This is a genomic window from Lonsdalea britannica (assembly GCF_002111595.1).
Taxonomy (GTDB): domain Bacteria; phylum Pseudomonadota; class Gammaproteobacteria; order Enterobacterales; family Enterobacteriaceae; genus Lonsdalea; species Lonsdalea britannica.
The window spans coordinates 12901-28914 of record NZ_LUTN01000011.1 but is presented as its reverse complement, the minus strand read 5'-3'; the positions used below and the strand labels follow the sequence as shown (position 1 = coordinate 28914).

The 16014-nt window shown below is 52.7% G+C and carries 12 protein-coding genes and 3 pseudogenes; 14 read left to right on the top strand and 1 reads right to left on the bottom strand.

From position 1 onward, the window contains the following. Positions 1-10 precede the first annotated feature (10 nt). The 7 genes and pseudogenes from AU509_RS10560 (at position 11) to fliT (ending at position 7584) form a co-directional block, all read left to right on the top strand. On the top strand, positions 11-1120 hold the full coding sequence (locus AU509_RS10560) for a flagellar basal body P-ring protein FlgI (protein ID WP_094118301.1): 1110 nt from the start codon (positions 11-13) through the stop codon (positions 1118-1120). Continuing rightward, positions 1120-2096: pseudogene (flgJ, locus tag AU509_RS10555) on the top strand (flagellar assembly peptidoglycan hydrolase FlgJ). The gene AU509_RS10560 and the pseudogene flgJ overlap by 1 nt, the downstream one beginning before the upstream one ends. Before the next feature lie 103 nt (positions 2097-2199). After that, positions 2200-3851: pseudogene (gene flgK, locus AU509_RS10550) on the top strand (flagellar hook-associated protein FlgK). 54 nt (positions 3852-3905) lie between these two features. Then, a complete protein-coding gene (gene flgL, locus AU509_RS10545) occupies positions 3906-4886 on the top strand; it encodes a flagellar hook-associated protein FlgL (RefSeq protein ID WP_094118299.1) in 981 nt (326 codons plus the stop codon). A gap of 304 nt (positions 4887-5190) precedes the next feature. Next, positions 5191-6666, top strand: a complete 1476-nt coding sequence (gene fliD / locus AU509_RS10540) for a flagellar filament capping protein FliD (RefSeq protein WP_094118298.1) — start codon at positions 5191-5193, stop codon at positions 6664-6666. A gap of 21 nt (positions 6667-6687) precedes the next feature. Further along, complete coding sequence (gene fliS / locus AU509_RS10535) at positions 6688-7092, top strand: flagellar export chaperone FliS (protein WP_409359761.1); 405 nt, start codon at positions 6688-6690, stop codon at positions 7090-7092. A gap of 120 nt (positions 7093-7212) precedes the next feature. Beyond that, positions 7213-7584 (top strand): flagellar protein FliT, encoded by a 372-nt coding sequence (fliT, locus tag AU509_RS10530; RefSeq protein ID WP_094118297.1) that lies wholly within the window; start codon positions 7213-7215, stop codon positions 7582-7584. A 433-nt stretch (positions 7585-8017) separates the two neighbouring features. On the opposite strand, the gene fliE is transcribed toward fliT, so the two are convergent. Continuing rightward, the gene (gene fliE, locus AU509_RS10525) at positions 8018-8335 is read right to left on the bottom strand and encodes a flagellar hook-basal body complex protein FliE (RefSeq protein ID WP_094118296.1); all 318 of its coding nucleotides are present in this window, start codon (positions 8333-8335) and stop codon (positions 8018-8020) included. A 252-nt stretch (positions 8336-8587) separates the two neighbouring features. Between fliE and fliF the strand changes: the two are divergent. The 7 genes and pseudogenes from fliF to fliL all read left to right on the top strand — a co-directional run bounded on the left by fliF (position 8588) and on the right by fliL (position 16012). Beyond that, positions 8588-10326, top strand: a pseudogene (gene fliF / locus AU509_RS10520) (flagellar basal-body MS-ring/collar protein FliF). Continuing rightward, positions 10323-11315 carry a flagellar motor switch protein FliG gene (fliG, locus tag AU509_RS10515; RefSeq protein ID WP_085653378.1) on the top strand — a complete coding sequence of 331 codons (993 nt, stop codon included), beginning with the start codon at positions 10323-10325 and terminating at the stop codon, positions 11313-11315. Before fliF ends, fliG begins: the two are co-directional and overlap by 4 nt. Next, on the top strand, positions 11308-12006 hold the full coding sequence (fliH, locus tag AU509_RS10510; protein WP_094118295.1) for a flagellar assembly protein FliH: 699 nt from the start codon (positions 11308-11310) through the stop codon (positions 12004-12006). The genes fliG and fliH overlap by 8 nt, the downstream gene beginning before the upstream one ends. Beyond that, positions 12006-13364, top strand: a complete 1359-nt coding sequence (gene fliI / locus AU509_RS10505) for a flagellar protein export ATPase FliI (RefSeq protein ID WP_094118294.1) — start codon at positions 12006-12008, stop codon at positions 13362-13364. The genes fliH and fliI overlap by 1 nt, the downstream gene beginning before the upstream one ends. 83 nt (positions 13365-13447) lie before the next feature. Further along, entirely contained in the window at positions 13448-13894 is a 447-nt protein-coding gene (gene fliJ, locus AU509_RS10500) for a flagellar export protein FliJ (protein WP_085653381.1), read from the top strand. Next, entirely contained in the window at positions 13891-15399 is a 1509-nt protein-coding gene (locus AU509_RS18645) for a flagellar hook-length control protein FliK (RefSeq protein ID WP_094118293.1), read from the top strand. The genes fliJ and AU509_RS18645 overlap by 4 nt, the downstream gene beginning before the upstream one ends. Positions 15400-15532: 133 nt before the next feature. Next, positions 15533-16012 carry a flagellar basal body-associated protein FliL gene (gene fliL, locus AU509_RS10490; RefSeq protein WP_085653383.1) on the top strand — a complete coding sequence of 160 codons (480 nt, stop codon included), beginning with the start codon at positions 15533-15535 and terminating at the stop codon, positions 16010-16012. The last annotated feature ends 2 nt before the right edge of the window (positions 16013-16014 follow it).

The following is a 16014-nucleotide window of genomic DNA, read 5'->3' as shown; positions in this document are numbered from 1 at the left end:
GAGGTTAATCATGCGGGTTCGTCACCTTATTTTTTCATTTATCACATTATCACTGACGCTCTTGTCATCAGCACACGCCGAGCGTTTACGTGATTTGGTTGATATTCAAGGCGTACGTGATAACCCGCTGATTGGATACGGCCTGGTTGTCGGTCTTGATGGCACGGGCGACCAAACCACTCAGACGCCGTTTACGACGCAGAGTTTGACCAACATGCTGTCGCAGCTGGGGATTACCGTTCCCAGCGGCACCAACATGCAGCTGAAAAACGTCGCGGCCGTGATGGTGACCGCCAACTACCCGGCATTTGCACGGGCCGGTCAGAAAATCGATATCGTGGTGTCCTCTCTGGGTTCAGCGAAAAGTCTGCGCGGCGGTACGCTGCTCATGACGCCGCTGAAAGGGGTGGATAATCAGGTCTACGCGCTGGCGCAGGGCAACATGTTGGTGGGCGGCGCGGGCGCCTCTTCCGGCGGCAGCCAGGTCAAGGTAAACCAGTTGTCCGGCGGCCGAATCAACGGCGGCGCGACCATTGAGCGCGAGCTGCCCACCACGTTCGGCGCGTCCAACAACCTTACGCTGCAGCTGAAGCAGGAAAACTTCAGCCTGGCGCAGCGCATCAGCGACTCTATTAATCAGTTCAATAGCTCCGGCGTTGCCAGACCGCTTGATGGTCGTACCGTGGAAGTGACTTTACCGTCCGGTAGCACATCTCAGGTTCGTTTTCTGGCGCAGATTCAGGATATCAACATTAACACCGGCGAAATGGATGCGAAGATCATCATCAACTCTCGCACCGGCTCGGTGGTGATGAACCGCAACGTGACGCTCGACTCTTGTGCTATCGCACAGGGCAACCTGTCCGTTACGGTCAACAATCAGCAGAACGTGAATCAGCCGGATACGCCGTTAGCCGGTGGGCAGACCGTGGTTACCCAGCAGACGCAGATCGATATGCGTCAGGAAGGCGGGGCGCTGCAGCGTGTGAATGCGGGCACCAATTTGAACAGCGTGGTCCGTGCGCTGAACTCACTGGGTGCGACGCCGATGGATCTGATGTCCATCATCCAGGCAATGCACAGTGCGGGCTGCGTCAAGGCGGAAGTGGAGATCATCTAATGATGAAGCTCGATAGCAACAGCTCGGTTGATCAGGCCTCTGCGGCCTATGACATCAAGTCACTGAACAAGCTACGCAATGATGCGGTCAAAAACGATCCCTCCGCGCTGAAAAAAGTGGCGAAGCAGGTCGAAGGTTTGTTCGTCAACATGATGCTGAAAAGCATGCGTTCGGCGCTGCCAAAAGACGGCTTGCTCAGCAGCGACCAGACCCGGTTGTACACCAGCATGTATGACCAGCAGGTTGCCCAGGATTTGTCAGCAAAAGGCCTGGGACTCGCTGACATGATGGTGAAACAGCTCAGCCGTAACGCTAACGAGCAGATCGGCAACGGTGTGGGTACCACGCCGATGCCTGTCAGCAAAGATGATTTTATGACGTCGTCCGCTTTCCCGCCGGCGTTGATGGGCGAGTTCCTGAAGCGCACCAATCAGGATGGGCAGAGCGCAACGAAGGCCGCGCCGGAATTGCCGCCGTCCTCTGAAGATTTCACGAATCGTCTGTCAATGCCTTCCATGATTGCCAGCCTGAAAACCGGCATTCCCCATCACCTGATTATGGCGCAGGCCGCGCTCGAATCTGGTTGGGGTAAACGCGAAATCACGACCAGCGACGGTAAGCCCAGCCACAACCTGTTCGGCGTGAAAGCAGGCAGTAACTGGAATGGGAAAGTGACCGAGATCATGACGACCGAGTTTGAAAATGGTCGGTCCTATAAGGTGAAAGAGAAGTTCCGCGTTTATGACACTTATCTGGACTCCATCAATGACTATATCTCTTTGCTGACCGACAACGCCCGTTATAAGGCGTCGTCAATGCGAATAGCGCGGAGGCGGCGGCATATGAACTGCAGAGGGCAGGCTATGCGACCGATCCGCGTTATGGTGACAAGCTGGTGCAAATTATCGGACAGATTAAGAACACGACCGAGAAAGCGGTGAAGGCCTATACACACGACATAAGTAACTTATTTTAAACCGCTTTTATTTTTTAATTTCTTGCTCAAGTTTGTGTGGCCCTAGCCGATAACTTTATTAGACACCATTGCCGGTTAGAATTTGTAATCTAAAGGAAATTTCATGGCCAGTTCATTGATAAACATTGCGTCGTCAGGCTGAAAGCTGCGAATGTGGCTCTTAGCACGTCGTCCAATAACATCAGTAACGCTTACACTGATGGCTACAGCCGACAGAGCGTATCTCTGGCGCAAAGTGCGGGTACGCAAAAGCCTTATGGCACCATCGGCAATGGGGTAAATATTGTTTCCGTCGACCGGGCCTACGACTCCCTGGTGGCCAATCAGCTGCGTGCCGCGTCCAGTAACTATGCAGGTACAAAAGCCTATTCCGAGCAGGTTTCACAGATCGACAATCTGTTGTCCGACAGCGATAACAGCCTGTCCACGCTGATGTCTTCGTTTTTCTCTTCTATCCAGTCGCTCAGCACCAATGCGAGCGACGCTTCTGCGCGCCAGACGGTCATCAGCAGCGCGCAAAGTATGGTAAACCAGTTCAGCAGCACGGATAAATATCTGCAGGATATGGATTCGTCTATCAATGCTGAATTGAAAAGCAGCGTAGATCAGATCAACACCTACTCGAAGCAGATAGCGAATCTGAACGAAAAAATCGTTCAGCTCGGCAGCGGCTCCAGCTCGGCGAATGCGCTGCTTGACCAGCGTGACCAGCTGATTAACGAACTGAACAACTTCGTCGGCGTGACCACCACCACGCAGGACAGCATGGTCAGCGTCAGCCTGGCTAACGGCATGACCTTGGTACAAGGCAACGCGTCCTATAACTTAGTTACCATGACATCTCCGGACGATCCGTCAAGAACGGAAGTGGCCTATGACAATGGTATTAGCAAACCGATTCAGCTGAGCTCAGATTCGCTTGAAAGCGGTAGCGTCAGCGGTTTGCTTACGTTCCGTACTGAAACGCTGGATACCGCCCGTAACCAGCTGGGTCAGCTTGCGTTATCGCTGGCCAGCAGCTTCAACACTCAGCATAAAGAAGGTGTTGATCTGAACGGTGATGTGGGGACGGATTTCTTCAGCTTCACTCAGCCCAGCGTTATCAGCAACACAAACAATAAAGGTAGCGCCGCGCTGACAGCGACGTATACCGACACGACGGCGGTTAAGGCGAGCGATTACACGCTGAAATACACCAACGGCTCTTGGGGCGTTACGCGCACCTCTGACGGTGCCAGCGTCGATTACACCTCGGGAACCGACAGTAGCGGCAACACGACGCTGAGCTTCGACGGCGTGGAAGTGGCGGTTAGCGGTACAGCGACTTCCGGCGACAAATTTACGCTGAACACCGTTAGCGAAGTGATTACCAACATGTCTGTGGCAATCTCTGACACAGCAAAAATCGCGGCAGCGCTCAATGATTCCAGCACGGGTGAGAGCGATAACCGTAATGCGGCCGCACTGTTGGCGCTGCAAACCAGCAATCAGGTGAACGGTAATGCCACTTTCAGTGAAGCTTACGCCTCGCTGGTCGGTGAAATCGGTGTGAAAACGCAAAGCGCTGACACCAACAGCACGACGCAATCAAGCATCGTGGACCAGTTGACAGAGAAGCAGCAGTCTATCTCCGGGGTTAATCTGGATGAAGAGTATGTTGATCTACAGCGTTACCAGCAGTACTACACGGCCAACGCTAAAATATTGTCAACTGCCGGAGCGATTTTCGATGCGTTGCTGTCTGCGGTTAACTGATTGACTCGCTAATTCATTGAAAATAATATATAAATTAAATTTAAGGACTGTGTTATGCGTCTAAGTTCATCGATGATTTATCAGCAGAACATGCAAAGCATTACGAACGCCTACTCTAAATTTCAGAGCGCGTCGTTAGATTTGTCCAATGGACAGCTGGTCAACAAACCATCGGACGATCCTATTGCTTCGGCGCAGGCCGTTGTATTGGCGCAATCACAGTCAACGAATGAACAGTTTGCTACCGCTCGTGATACGGCGACCAGCAACCTGTCTCTGGAATCCACGGTTCTGGATCAGGTCACTGACGTGATTCAAAACGTGCAGACTCTGCTGGTTAAAGCGGCGAGCACGACTTACAGCGATTCCGACCGCCAGTCCATGAAAACGGAACTGCAGGGCTACAAAGATCAGCTCTTGACGCTGGCTAACACGACGGATAGTAACGGTAACTACATTTTTGCCGGTTACAAAACCGATACGGCCCCTTTTGTCGAAGATAGCGATGGCAACGTGTCCTATGTCGGTAGCGACAGCTCCGTGAGTCAAAAGGTGGATGCCAGCCGTACCATGACGACGGGCGACACAGGCACGACCGTTTTTCTGAGCTTGGCGGCGGGTTACAAAACTGAGCCAGACGGTTCAGCCAGTGAAAGCAACATGTTTAACAGCATTGATACCGCGTTAACCGCGCTGGATATTCCGCTGGATGATACGGGTGACGACACCACGACCACCGATGCTTACGTTGCGATGTTCGATAAAGCTAACCGAGGCATGGCCAACTCTTTGGATAATGTATTGACCGTACAGGCCTCCGTCGGTAGCAAGCTGAATGAATTAACGACATTAGACAGTATTGGCGATAGCCGCGACCTGATCTATTCGGATCGTATGACCAGCCTGAAAGGGTCTGATGTCGATGATATGTATGAAATGATTTCCAATGTCACCATGCAACAGGTGGCGCTGCAGGCAGCGCAGAGCACGTTTTCTTCGATGAAAGGCATGTCGCTGTTTGAGATGAATAGTTAATTAGCAACAAATTTTGGAATACGCTTAAACCGGGCGTATTTGTTTAGGCGGTATCGTCCTGTTAATAGCAGGCGATACGGCCGTTTTTTTATTTTACGCATAGGGCTTTTTCTCTGCCCTAAGCAATTGAGACAGACAGGGTAGGCACCTATTCCGTTCAAGGTTGACGTGCTGTCAGCCCCTGCTGGCGTCAACAACCTTGTAATTTTTATCTTCTAAATGTTGACAGTCGCATAAACTTTTAAAAAGTACTGCCGATAATCTATGCAGATGGATGAATACATTTATTAAGGGGTAAGAGGATATGGCTACGACATCAAGCACTACCAGTACGACTTCGACAAGCTCTGCTATATCGGGACTCGGTGTTGGCTCTGGCTTGGACCTGTCAGGCATTCTTGAGTCTTTGCAAAGTGTCGAGGAACAGAAACTTACCGCGATAACGAATAAACAAACCAGCTATGAGTCCAAACTCACGGCTTACGGCACGCTGCAAAGCTCATTGGAGACGTTTTCAACCGCCACGCAAAAGCTGAGCGACAGCTCGCTGTATGCAACTAAGAAAACGTCGACCAATACTGCTTTTACCTCTACGGCTACTTCTACAGCCACTTCCGGGTCGTATGCGGTAAAAGTGACCCAGCTGGCAACGGCCCAAACGTTAGCTACCGCGGCTCAAACCAGTAAAACAGCTCAGCTGGGCGATAGCAGTCTGACAACGCGCAACCTGACTCTGCAGGTCGGTAGCGGCAGTGCGGTCAATGTCGCGCTGACCAACGATCAGACCACGCTTTCAGGTATTGCGAGCGCCATCAATACCGCCAAGGCGGGTGTGACCGCCAGCATTGTGCAGTCGGGTGACAGCAGCTATCAGCTGACGTTGACCTCTGATAAGACGGGTGAGACGTCGACGATGAGCGTGAGCTCAAATGACAGCGCCTTGAACAGCATCCTGGGATATGACAGCACGTCGTCATCCAACGGGATGACGCAGCAGGTCGCGGCGCAAAATGCTGAGCTGACGGTCAACGGTATCGCCATTGAACGTAGTAGCAATACAGTGACAGATGTCCCGACCGAAGGTGTGACGCTGACGTTGAACGCGGTTTCTAGCTCATCGGAAAATCTGGTGGTGACTAAAAGCGTCACAGATGCCGCCAGCGCGATTACCGATTGGGTTAGCTCTTATAACACGTTACTGACGTCATTCGCGTCGCTGAGCGCTTACAGCAGCGTGAGTGCGGGTGAATCACAGTCCACCAGCAACGGTGCTTTGGTCGGAGACTCTACCCTGAGCGGTATTAAAAACCAGCTGAAGACCATAATAAGCTCGGCGCAGAGCAGCGACACCTTCAAAGTGCTCTCTGAGATGGGTATCTCGCTGAGTACGACAACGGACGCTACCACGGGTACGGTGGTTCGTGGAACGCTGAGTATTGATAACACCGCTCTGGTGAATGCGCTGACTGACGAGGGTTCTGCTGTTGGTGAGTTCTTCATGGGCGACGGCAAGAAAACGGGGCTGGCAACGCAGCTGGTATCTACTGTGTCCTCCTATACCAAAAGTAAAGGTTTGATCGATAACGCGGAATCAGGTATCACGTCCATTATCGACAAGCTGAAAACACAGTACACGACTGTCCAGAGCAGCATTGAAAATACAATGGCTCGTTATAAAACGCAGTTCACCAAGCTGGACGTACTGGTACAACAGTTAGATAGTACAGCAAGCTACCTGACGTCGGCGTTCGAACAACTTAGCAATAGCTCCAGCAGTTAACGAGTAGGGTAAGGAACGGTTATGGCCATGATGTATGGTTCACAGGCTTATGCGCAGGTCGGTTTGGAAAGTGGCGTGATGAGCGCCAGCCCGCATAAACTGATTACCATGTTGTTTGATGGCGCCATCAGCGCCTTGGTTCGTGCAGATATCTTCATGGAACAGGGCGACACGGTGGAGAAGGGTAATGCGATTACCAAAGCCATCAGAATTATTGACAGTGGATTACTGGCTTCTCTTGATATGGAGAAGGGCGGAGAAATCAGCACTAATCTGGCGCAGCTTTACGACTATATGATCCGTCAGCTGCTTCATGCCAATCTGCACAACGATCGTGCGCTACTCGAAAATATAACGGAACTATTACGAGGCATTGCTGACTCCTGGAAAGAAATAGGCCCTGAAAAAAATAACGCTGCTGATTGATTCGTAATTTAGCTTTTGTCTGTGCCGGGAACATTATCGTAATAGCTTCGTGTACGGCACAGTGTCTGTTTTTGCCGTTTTGCGTTAAACATAAACAACAGTGTAAGTCAGGAAACCACAATGGAAGCCAGCAATTCAGTTCTTGCCTGTTATCAGCAAATCCTTGAACTAAGCGATCGTATGCTGGCACTTGCAAAAAAAGCAGAATGGGCAGAATTGATTGAAGTTGAGCAGCTTTATCTTGAAGCGGTTGGACTTCTTCCGGGCCTAATCGAATACAACAATAAAGTCTCTGGCGTTGAACAACGTAAGATCAAGCAGTGCCTTGATACGATTCTGGAAAATGAGACGCTGATTACTCAACGCCTCGAGTCACGCATGAATGAGTTGAAGGGACTTATTGGTCAGTCTGTCAGACAGCAGTCGTTGAATGCGGCCTACCATAAATTCGCCGATGGCGATTCTATGCTGCCCGGCGGCGGGAAAGAATAAATCGACTGATTTCAACGTCCCTCAGTCTCGTCGTCAAGGCTACGGCGAGGCTCATGTCCCCTGAGGCAGACTCTCATACTCTGCCTGTACCGGCTCATATTCTTATCCCAAATGTATTACCGCTTACCGCTGAATGCTCGGCCCGATAAGCTCGTTGCTTTGCGGCATTACTACGGCGTTTAACCTCGCGCAGACCTTGGACACAAGATGAATGTGAATGGCTTACAAGTCTGGCTTGGGCATATTCCAAGGTATTTGTGAGATAAATGAGCGGAAATAAAACCGAGGGGCCCAACCGCAATACCTGTCATAAAACAGGTGCGGAAAGAATTTATAAATATGCAAGACCAGGCTATGCGAGAGCGAATAGCCCGAAGGGTGCTTATAATTGGATGGCTAAAAGCTGAGGGTATAAAAAGATAGCTGTCTTTATTTATACCGACATATTCATGATTTCCTGGTAAGCCGATACCAGTTTATTTCTTACCTGAATGCCCATTTGCATCGAAATTGACGCTTTTTGCAGGTCGACCATCACGTCATTCAGTGCCACGCCTTCTTCACCCAGCTCGAATTTTTGCGCCTGTGCGCGTGCCGTGGTTTGTTGTTCGCTGATTTTTCCCAGCGCGGATTTCATCTCGTCCGCAAAGCCGCTTTGCTGCTCTGCAATGGCATTAGAAGTACTGCCCGTCGACTGAAGTGCTACGCTTTGTAGCTGCTGAACGACAGATTCAATTCCCTGTATTGACATTTAAACCCTCGGGTTTTCTCAGTGACCAATTATTTACAGGCGATAACTTTAGCAGAATACCAGCAACCCTAAGCTTCTAAATAGGCATAAAAACCTTGGCTAATTCACCTATAGAATTGTCCTATGGGATAAATAATATATCGCCCAAATCTCAAAGGCGGGTGTTGATGTTTAGAACAACCGTTGCTTATTCAGGGAGTATATTTTGTTTTTATTAATAACTATCAAAATGTTAATTGGCAGGAATAGTGCATGAGCTCCGCTAAAAGCAGTTCGCCCGCAATGAGTATCAACGGATTTACTGCTGTGCTTAACCGGCTGCGTGCTAATCCGAAAGTACCTCTATTAATCGCCGCAGCCTTTGCTGTGGCTGTTGTCACAGCATTAGTTTTATGGGCAAAAAGTCCCGATTATAGAGTGCTTTATAGCAATCTGAATGATCGGGATGGCGGTGAGATCGTCACCCAGCTAACGCAGATGAACATCCCTTATCGATTCAGCGATAACGGTGGGGCTTTGCTGATCCCAGCAGAAAATGTTTATGAAACCCGGTTGAGACTCGCACAGTTGGGGCTACCTAAAGGCGGCTCAGTGGGGTTCGAGCTTCTCGATCAGGAGAAGTTCGGCATCAGCCAGTTTAGCGAGCAGGTTAACTACCAGCGCGCGTTGGAAGGTGAGCTTTCCCGAACGATGGAGACGCTCGGCCCTGTGCAGAAAGCGCGGGTTCATTTGGCGATCCCGAAACCTTCCTTGTTCGTGCGTGAACAAAAAGCGCCCTCCGCATCGGTAACGTTGAATTTGCAGCCGGGCAGAGCGCTGGATGAAGGGCAGATCAACGCCATTGTCTACATGGTATCCAGCAGCGTCGCGGGTTTACCGCCGGACAATGTGACCGTCGTAGACCAGAATGGCCGGCTGCTGACGCAGACGGACGGTGCTGGCCGAGACCTGAATGCCGCTCAGCTGAAATACGCTAACGAAGTCGAAAACCGCTTCCAGCGTCGTATTGAAGCCATTTTGGCGCCGATTGTGGGTACCGGTAACGTTCATGCGCAGGTGACTGCCCAGATCGACTTCTCCAACCGTGAGCAGACGGATGAGCAGTATCAGCCGAACCAGGCCCCGAATCAGGCCGCCGTTCGCTCTCAGCAGTCTAGCCAGAGCGAACAGTTAGGCGGGCGAAACGTCGGCGGTGTCCCGGGAGCTTTATCGAATCAGCCTCCTGCTACGCCAACGGCGCCGATTGTCGCGCCAAACGCCAACGGCGCGCAGAACAATGCTAACGGCCAGCAGCAGGCAAACGCGAACGGTGCTAATAACAACGCGAACGGCGCCAATGGGGCGAATCAGGCGGAGCGAACGGCGGCATTCAGTCTTCCAACAACCGCCGCGATCAGACCATCAACTATGAGGTCGATCGCACCATTCGCCATACCAAGCAAAGCGCCGGTGCCGTACAGCGCCTCTCCGTCGCGGTCGTCGTTAACTACGCGCCTAACGCTGAGGGTAAATCCGCGGCGCTGAACGATGCGCAGATTAAGCAGATTGAATCGCTGACACGTGAAGCCATGGGCTTCTCAACCGACCGTGGCGATACCATCAATGTGGTCAACGCGCCGTTTACAGAATCGAATGATGCCGGTAGCGAATTGCCCTTCTGGCAGAAACAAGCCTTCTTCGATCTGCTGATTAGCGCAGGGAAATGGCTGCTGGTCTTGATTGTGGCCTGGATCCTGTGGCGCAAGATGGTACGTCCGCAGTTGCAGCTCAAGAAGAAAGAGCAGCAGGCTCTGGCGGAAAGCTTGTCTGGCGGTCAGGAGAGCGATGCAGACGTTATCGTCAAGCTCAGCAAAGAAGAGCAAGACTTGCAGCGTAAATCGCAGCAGCGCGTCAATACTGAGCTGCAAAGCCAGCGTATTCGCGACATGGCCGAGAACGATCCTCGCGTCTGCGCCCTGGTAATTCGCCAATGGATGAGTACTGAACTATGAGTATGACTGGAACTGATAAGAGCGCTATTTTGCTGATGACCATCGGCGAAGACCGCGCTGCTGAAGTCTTCACGCATCTTTCCACGCGTGAAGTTCAGCACCTGAGTGCCGCCATGGCGAATATGAAACAGGTGTCCAATCAGCAGCTGATGGAAGTGCTGAAAGAATTCGAGGTTTCTGCTGAACAGTACGCGGCGCTGAGCGTCAACGCCGGTGATTACCTGCGTTCTGTTCTGGTCAAAGCGCTGGGTGAGGAACGTGCATCGACCTTGCTGGAAGATATTCTGGAAAGCAAAGAAACCTCTTCCGGTATGGAAACGCTCAACTTTATGGAACCGCAGACGGCTGCTGACCTGATTAAAGATGAGCATCCGCAGATTATCGCGACCATCCTTATCCACCTCAAACGCGCTCAGTCTGCCGATATTCTGGCGCTGTTCGACGAGCGTCTGCGTAACGATGTCATGTTGCGTATCGCTACCTTCGGCGGCGTACAGCCGGCGGCGCTGGCTGAATTGACCGAAGTGTTGAACGGCTTGCTGGACGGCCAGAACCTTAAACGCAGCAAAATGGGTGGTATTCGTACTGCGGCTGAAATCATCAACTTGATGAAAACCCAGCAGGAAGAAGCGGTCATCGACGCCGTTCGCGAGTTCGACGGCGAATTGGCGCAGAAAATCATCGACGAAATGTTCCTGTTCGAAAACCTGGTCGAAGTGGACGACCGCAGTATTCAGCGTTTGTTGCAGGAAGTGGAGTCCGAGTCCCTGCTGATAGCCCTGAAGGGTGCGGAAGAACCGCTGCGCGAGAAGTTCCTGCGCAACATGTCCCAGCGTGCCGCAGAAATCCTGCGCGACGACCTGGCGACGCGTGGACCGGTACGTATGTCTCAGGTCGAGAACGAACAGAAGGCCATCCTGCTTATCGTTCGTCGTCTGGCAGACAGCGGCGAGATGATCATCGGTGGCGGCGAGGATGCGTATGTCTAATACCAATGACTTACCCTGGCGTCCCTGGACTCTGACCGATTTGGCGGCGCCGCCGCCGTCGCTTCAGCAGGAAGAAACCGCGCCCTCCGATTCGGAAGACGAAGACACTTCTCCGGTCGAGGCGTTGGAGTCACTGGAACTGCTGCGCGAAGAGGTTCAGCTCAAAGCGAAAGATGCCGGCTATAAAGACGGTCAGCAAAGAGGCTACGACGAAGGTTACCAAACCGGTCTGGCCGAAGGTCGTCAGCAGGGCGCGCAGGAAGAAAAACAGCAGCAGGAAAAGCTGACTGAGCAGATGCAGCAGATGGTGACCGAATTCCAGCAAACGCTCGACTCGCTGGACAGCGTCATTACCGCACGTCTGATGCAAATGGCGCTGACTGCGGCCAAACAAGTTTTGGGTCAGGCGCCGGTATGCGACGGCACAGCGTTGCTGAATCAGATACAGCAAATGATCCAGCAAGAACCTTTATTTAGCGGCAAGCCTAATTTACGCGTTCATCCGTCTGATATGGAACGGGTAGAGAAGCAGTTAGGGCCGACGTTGGCCCAGCATGGCTGGCGTCTACTGGCGGATAACCAGCTGCATCCAGGCGGCTGTAAAGTTAGCGCCGAGGATGGCGATCTGGATGCCAGCATCGCGACACGTTGGCATGAGCTGTGTCACATGGCTGCGCCGGGAGAGTTGTGATGACGAACCGACTCTCTCGCTGGCTGACTACGCTGGATTCGTTTGAGAAGAAGATCGCTACGACGCCAACCGTGCGTCGCTACGGGCGTCTCACTCGCGCGACGGGACTGGTACTTGAAGCCTCTGGGCTGCATTTGCCGCTGGGCGCGACCTGTTTTGTGGAACGTGCCAACGGCGACAAAGTCGAAGAAGTCGAAAGCGAAGTCGTCGGTTTTAATGGGCAAAGATTATTTCTGATGCCGCTGGAAGAAGTCGAAGGCATTATTCCCGGCGCGCGCGTTTACGCCCGCGGGGGAGAGAAGCATGAAGGTAAAAAGCTCCCGCTGGGGCCTGAGCTGCTGGGTAGGATCCTGGACGGCGCAGGTAAACCGCTGGATGGGTTGCCGCTGCCGGAAACGGGATTCAAAGCGCCGTTGATCACGCAGCCGGTTAACCCTCTGCAACGAACGCCGATCGATCACGTGCTTGACGTCGGCGTCCGGGCTATCAACGCGTTGTTGACCGTCGGACGAGGGCAGCGTATGGGCCTGTTCGCGGGTTCCGGCGTGGGTAAAAGTGTGCTGCTGGGCATGATGGCCCGCTATACTGAAGCTGATGTCATTGTGGTAGGCCTGATCGGCGAACGTGGCCGTGAGGTTAAAGACTTCATCGAAAACATTTTGGGGCCCGAAGGCCGTGCCCGAGCGGTCGTGATTGCCGCCCCGGCTGACGTTTCCCCGCTACTGCGTATGCAGGGGGCGGCGTACGCCACTCGTATCGCGGAGGATTTTCGCGATAAGGGACACCATGTTCTGTTGATTATGGACTCCCTGACGCGTTACGCGATGGCGCAGCGAGAAATCGCACTGGCCATCGGAGAGCCGCCGGCGACCAAGGGCTATCCGCCCTCGGTCTTCGCGAAGCTGCCTGCGTTGGTTGAACGTGCGGGTAACGGTATGCATGGCGGGGGCTCCATTACGGCGTTTTACACCGTATTGACGGAAGGCGACGATCAGCAAGACCCGATCGCCGACTCCGCCAGGGCCATTCTGGATGGGCATATTGTGCTGTCCCGACAGCTGGCTGAATCCGGCCATTACCCGGCAATTGATATCGAAGCGTCGATTAGCCGTGCGATGACCGCTTTGATCGACGAATCACATTACGCCAAAGTAAGGCAATTTAAGCAGTTGCTATCGGTATATCAGCGGAACAAGGATTTGATTAGCGTGGGTGCCTACGCATCGGGAACCGACCCCTTGCTGGATCAGGCCATACAGCTCTATCCGCAGATGGAAGCGTTTTTACAACAGGGGATGTTCGAACGTTGCGACGAACAGCAGGCATTGCAGCAATTGAATGCGCTGTTCGGCATGTAGTGTATTGATTACCAAGGCCGTAGGCTTTACCCGACAGGGGCTGAATCAGTAAGCCGCCGGTAACTGTACGTGATTGAGGTACTATGAAAACTGAAACTCCTCTCGACAAACTTCGCGAACTGGCTCAGCAGGAAGTGGACGATGCCGCTACTCTGCTGGGGCAGATCCGTCAGTCACACGTTCAGGCGCAACAGCAGCTCGATATGTTGCTCGGGTATGAAGATGACTACCGTGTACAGCTGCAGCAAACGATGGGCAGCGGTATTAACGCAGCGAATTGGTACAACTATCAGCAGTTTATAAAAACGCTTGAGTTGGCCATCGAACAACATCGCAAACAGCTGGCCGTTTGGGCACAGCGCTTAGAGCAAGCCATGAAAACCTGGCAGGCGAAGCGTCAACGGCTGAATGCGTTTGAGACATTAAAAGAACGGGCGGCTCAGGAACTATTGGTTCGTGAGAACCGTCGAGACCAGAAACTGATGGATGAATTTGCACAGCGCTCGTCATTGAGGAAACTGAATCCATGAATCTATCTACTGTTACTGCTCTTTCAGCGTCTGAGACGGCTCGAACTGATTCGACCTCGTCCAGCACTAACAAAGACAGTAATGCGTCACAGCCTAACAGCTTTACGGCGCTGTTTTCGTCACACCTGAATGAAGAGCAAAATCGGACACAGCAGAATACGTCGAACACGGCTTCTCAAAACGCTCAGAATAAAGAATCACAGCCACAGCCGGTAAAACAAACTACGGCTCAGTCCACGTCCAACACGACGCCTAAAACCGAAAATACGTCGGCAAAACAGGCTGACGACAATGAGGATGTGGATGCGCAGACTGCTGAGGCGAACGCAGGCGAAGATACGTCGGTGTCCGCGGAATCGCCAGTACAGTCTTCGCTGAGCGCATTGTTAAAGCAATCGCACGCGACGCACGGTAAGTCGACAGCGGCGCAAACCGCGAGCACGGCTACGAAAACGGATGCGGCTGCTGAGCGCGATGACGCGGCATTAACGCTGGGCGACCAGGTCGCCACGGATACCGGAATTTCGGTCACGACGGCCGATCAGGATGCCTCGTCGACGATCATGGCTATGCTGGGCGCGGGATTGGCGCCGCAGCTACAGAAAGTGACGCCGCAGCCGATAACCCCACAGAGTGAAGGTGTTGCCGCCCTGACCGTGGACGGACAAAATGCTTTACAGACGTTGACCGATGGTCAGCAGAGCACGTCTCTGACTTCGATGCTCAACGCCGTCGCTGATGATACGACGACGGGGCAGGATGACGATGACGCATTAACGGATATTTTAGGCCGCGTTTCCGGCAAATCAGTGTCGAAAGGAACTGCGAAAGACGACGATTCGACTGACCTGAAAAGCATCGTAGTTGATACGACTGCGACGTCGAACAAAGTTCAGTCTGCGGACATCAGCGCTGCCGTGAGCAACGCCTTTAAGGTCACGCAAGAGCCGTCTTCCACCAACAGTAATTCCAGCGCTGCGACGGTAAATAGCGCTTTGGGCGCACTCAACAGCACCCAGGCCAATACCTCCGCTGCGGCGACACCACAAACCGCGGTACTGACATCACGTCTGGGCAGCGATGAGTGGCAACAGGCGCTCAGCCAGCAGGTTGTGATGTTTACGCGTAACAATCAGCAAAACGTTGAGCTGCGTCTGCATCCGCAGGAGCTTGGCGCGATTCAGGTCAGCATGAAGATGGATGATAACCAGGCTCAAATCCACCTTGCCTCAGCGCATGGACAGGTTCGAGCCGCGTTGGAAGCTGCGATGCCGCAGCTGAGAACGGCGTTGTCTGAGAGCGGTATCACGCTGAACCAGAGTAGTGTCGGCAGCGAGACCTTCGCTGGCTCCGAATGGCAGCAGGGGCAGCAGCAGAGCACCGGCGGCGGTTCGTCCTCGTCTCAGTACTCGAGCAGCCTTGACACCCACATGGAAATCGTGGATGTGCCAGTTTCACTCCAGAGAATTGCGTCCTCCTCGAGCGGCGTCGATACTTTTGCGTGAGGCAAATCAGTAAGCTAGTGTGATTTTTCTCGTCTATTCACCGTATTGAACGACGGAATAGACGGGATAATTACGGGGTATATGCAGCACAGAGCTGCATCAATGGCAATGAGTATAGGAATTATCTTAGTCTATGGCTGAAGAAAAATCACAGTCGGGACGCAAGCGTTCTGTCTTGTTAATGCTGCTAATCGTTATCGCATTGGTAGCGACATGTGCCGCCGGCACCGGTTGGTGGTTCTTTTATCATAAAAACGCTGAGCCAACGGTGGCAAAAGAAGTGCCTCCCCCGGAACCTGTATTCATGCCATTGGATACATTCACTGTTAACTTGGTTAATCCGGATAACAATCCCGATCGTGTGTTGTACGTTGGGTTCACCCTGCGTTTGCCAGATGAAGAAACCAAGAGCCGCTTCACCCGCTATTTGCCGGAAGTACGCAGCCGCTTGCTGTTGTTGCTTTCCCGACAGGATTCGGCCGCTCTGGCAAACGAACAAGGTAAGCAGAAGCTGATTGACGAGATTAAACAGGTTCTTAGCCCGCCTCTGGTTCAAGGGCAACCCAACCAGGTGGTCACGGATGTTCTGTTCACCGCTTTTATACTGCGATAAAT

Coding starts and splice junctions, on each gene's coding strand:
- AU509_RS10560 (WP_094118301.1), top strand. CDS start 11: ATGCGGGTTCGTCACCTTATTTTTTCATTTATCACATTATCACTGACG.
- flgL (WP_094118299.1), top strand. CDS start 3,906: ATGCGTCTAAGTTCATCGATGATTTATCAGCAGAACATGCAAAGCATT.
- fliD (WP_094118298.1), top strand. CDS start 5,191: ATGGCTACGACATCAAGCACTACCAGTACGACTTCGACAAGCTCTGCT.
- fliS (WP_409359761.1), top strand. CDS start 6,688: ATGGCCATGATGTATGGTTCACAGGCTTATGCGCAGGTCGGTTTGGAA.
- fliT (WP_094118297.1), top strand. CDS start 7,213: ATGGAAGCCAGCAATTCAGTTCTTGCCTGTTATCAGCAAATCCTTGAA.
- fliE (WP_094118296.1), bottom strand. CDS start 8,335: ATGTCAATACAGGGAATTGAATCTGTCGTTCAGCAGCTACAAAGCGTA.
- fliG (WP_085653378.1), top strand. CDS start 10,323: ATGAGTATGACTGGAACTGATAAGAGCGCTATTTTGCTGATGACCATC.
- fliH (WP_094118295.1), top strand. CDS start 11,308: ATGTCTAATACCAATGACTTACCCTGGCGTCCCTGGACTCTGACCGAT.
- fliI (WP_094118294.1), top strand. CDS start 12,006: ATGACGAACCGACTCTCTCGCTGGCTGACTACGCTGGATTCGTTTGAG.
- fliJ (WP_085653381.1), top strand. CDS start 13,448: ATGAAAACTGAAACTCCTCTCGACAAACTTCGCGAACTGGCTCAGCAG.
- AU509_RS18645 (WP_094118293.1), top strand. CDS start 13,891: ATGAATCTATCTACTGTTACTGCTCTTTCAGCGTCTGAGACGGCTCGA.
- fliL (WP_085653383.1), top strand. CDS start 15,533: ATGGCTGAAGAAAAATCACAGTCGGGACGCAAGCGTTCTGTCTTGTTA.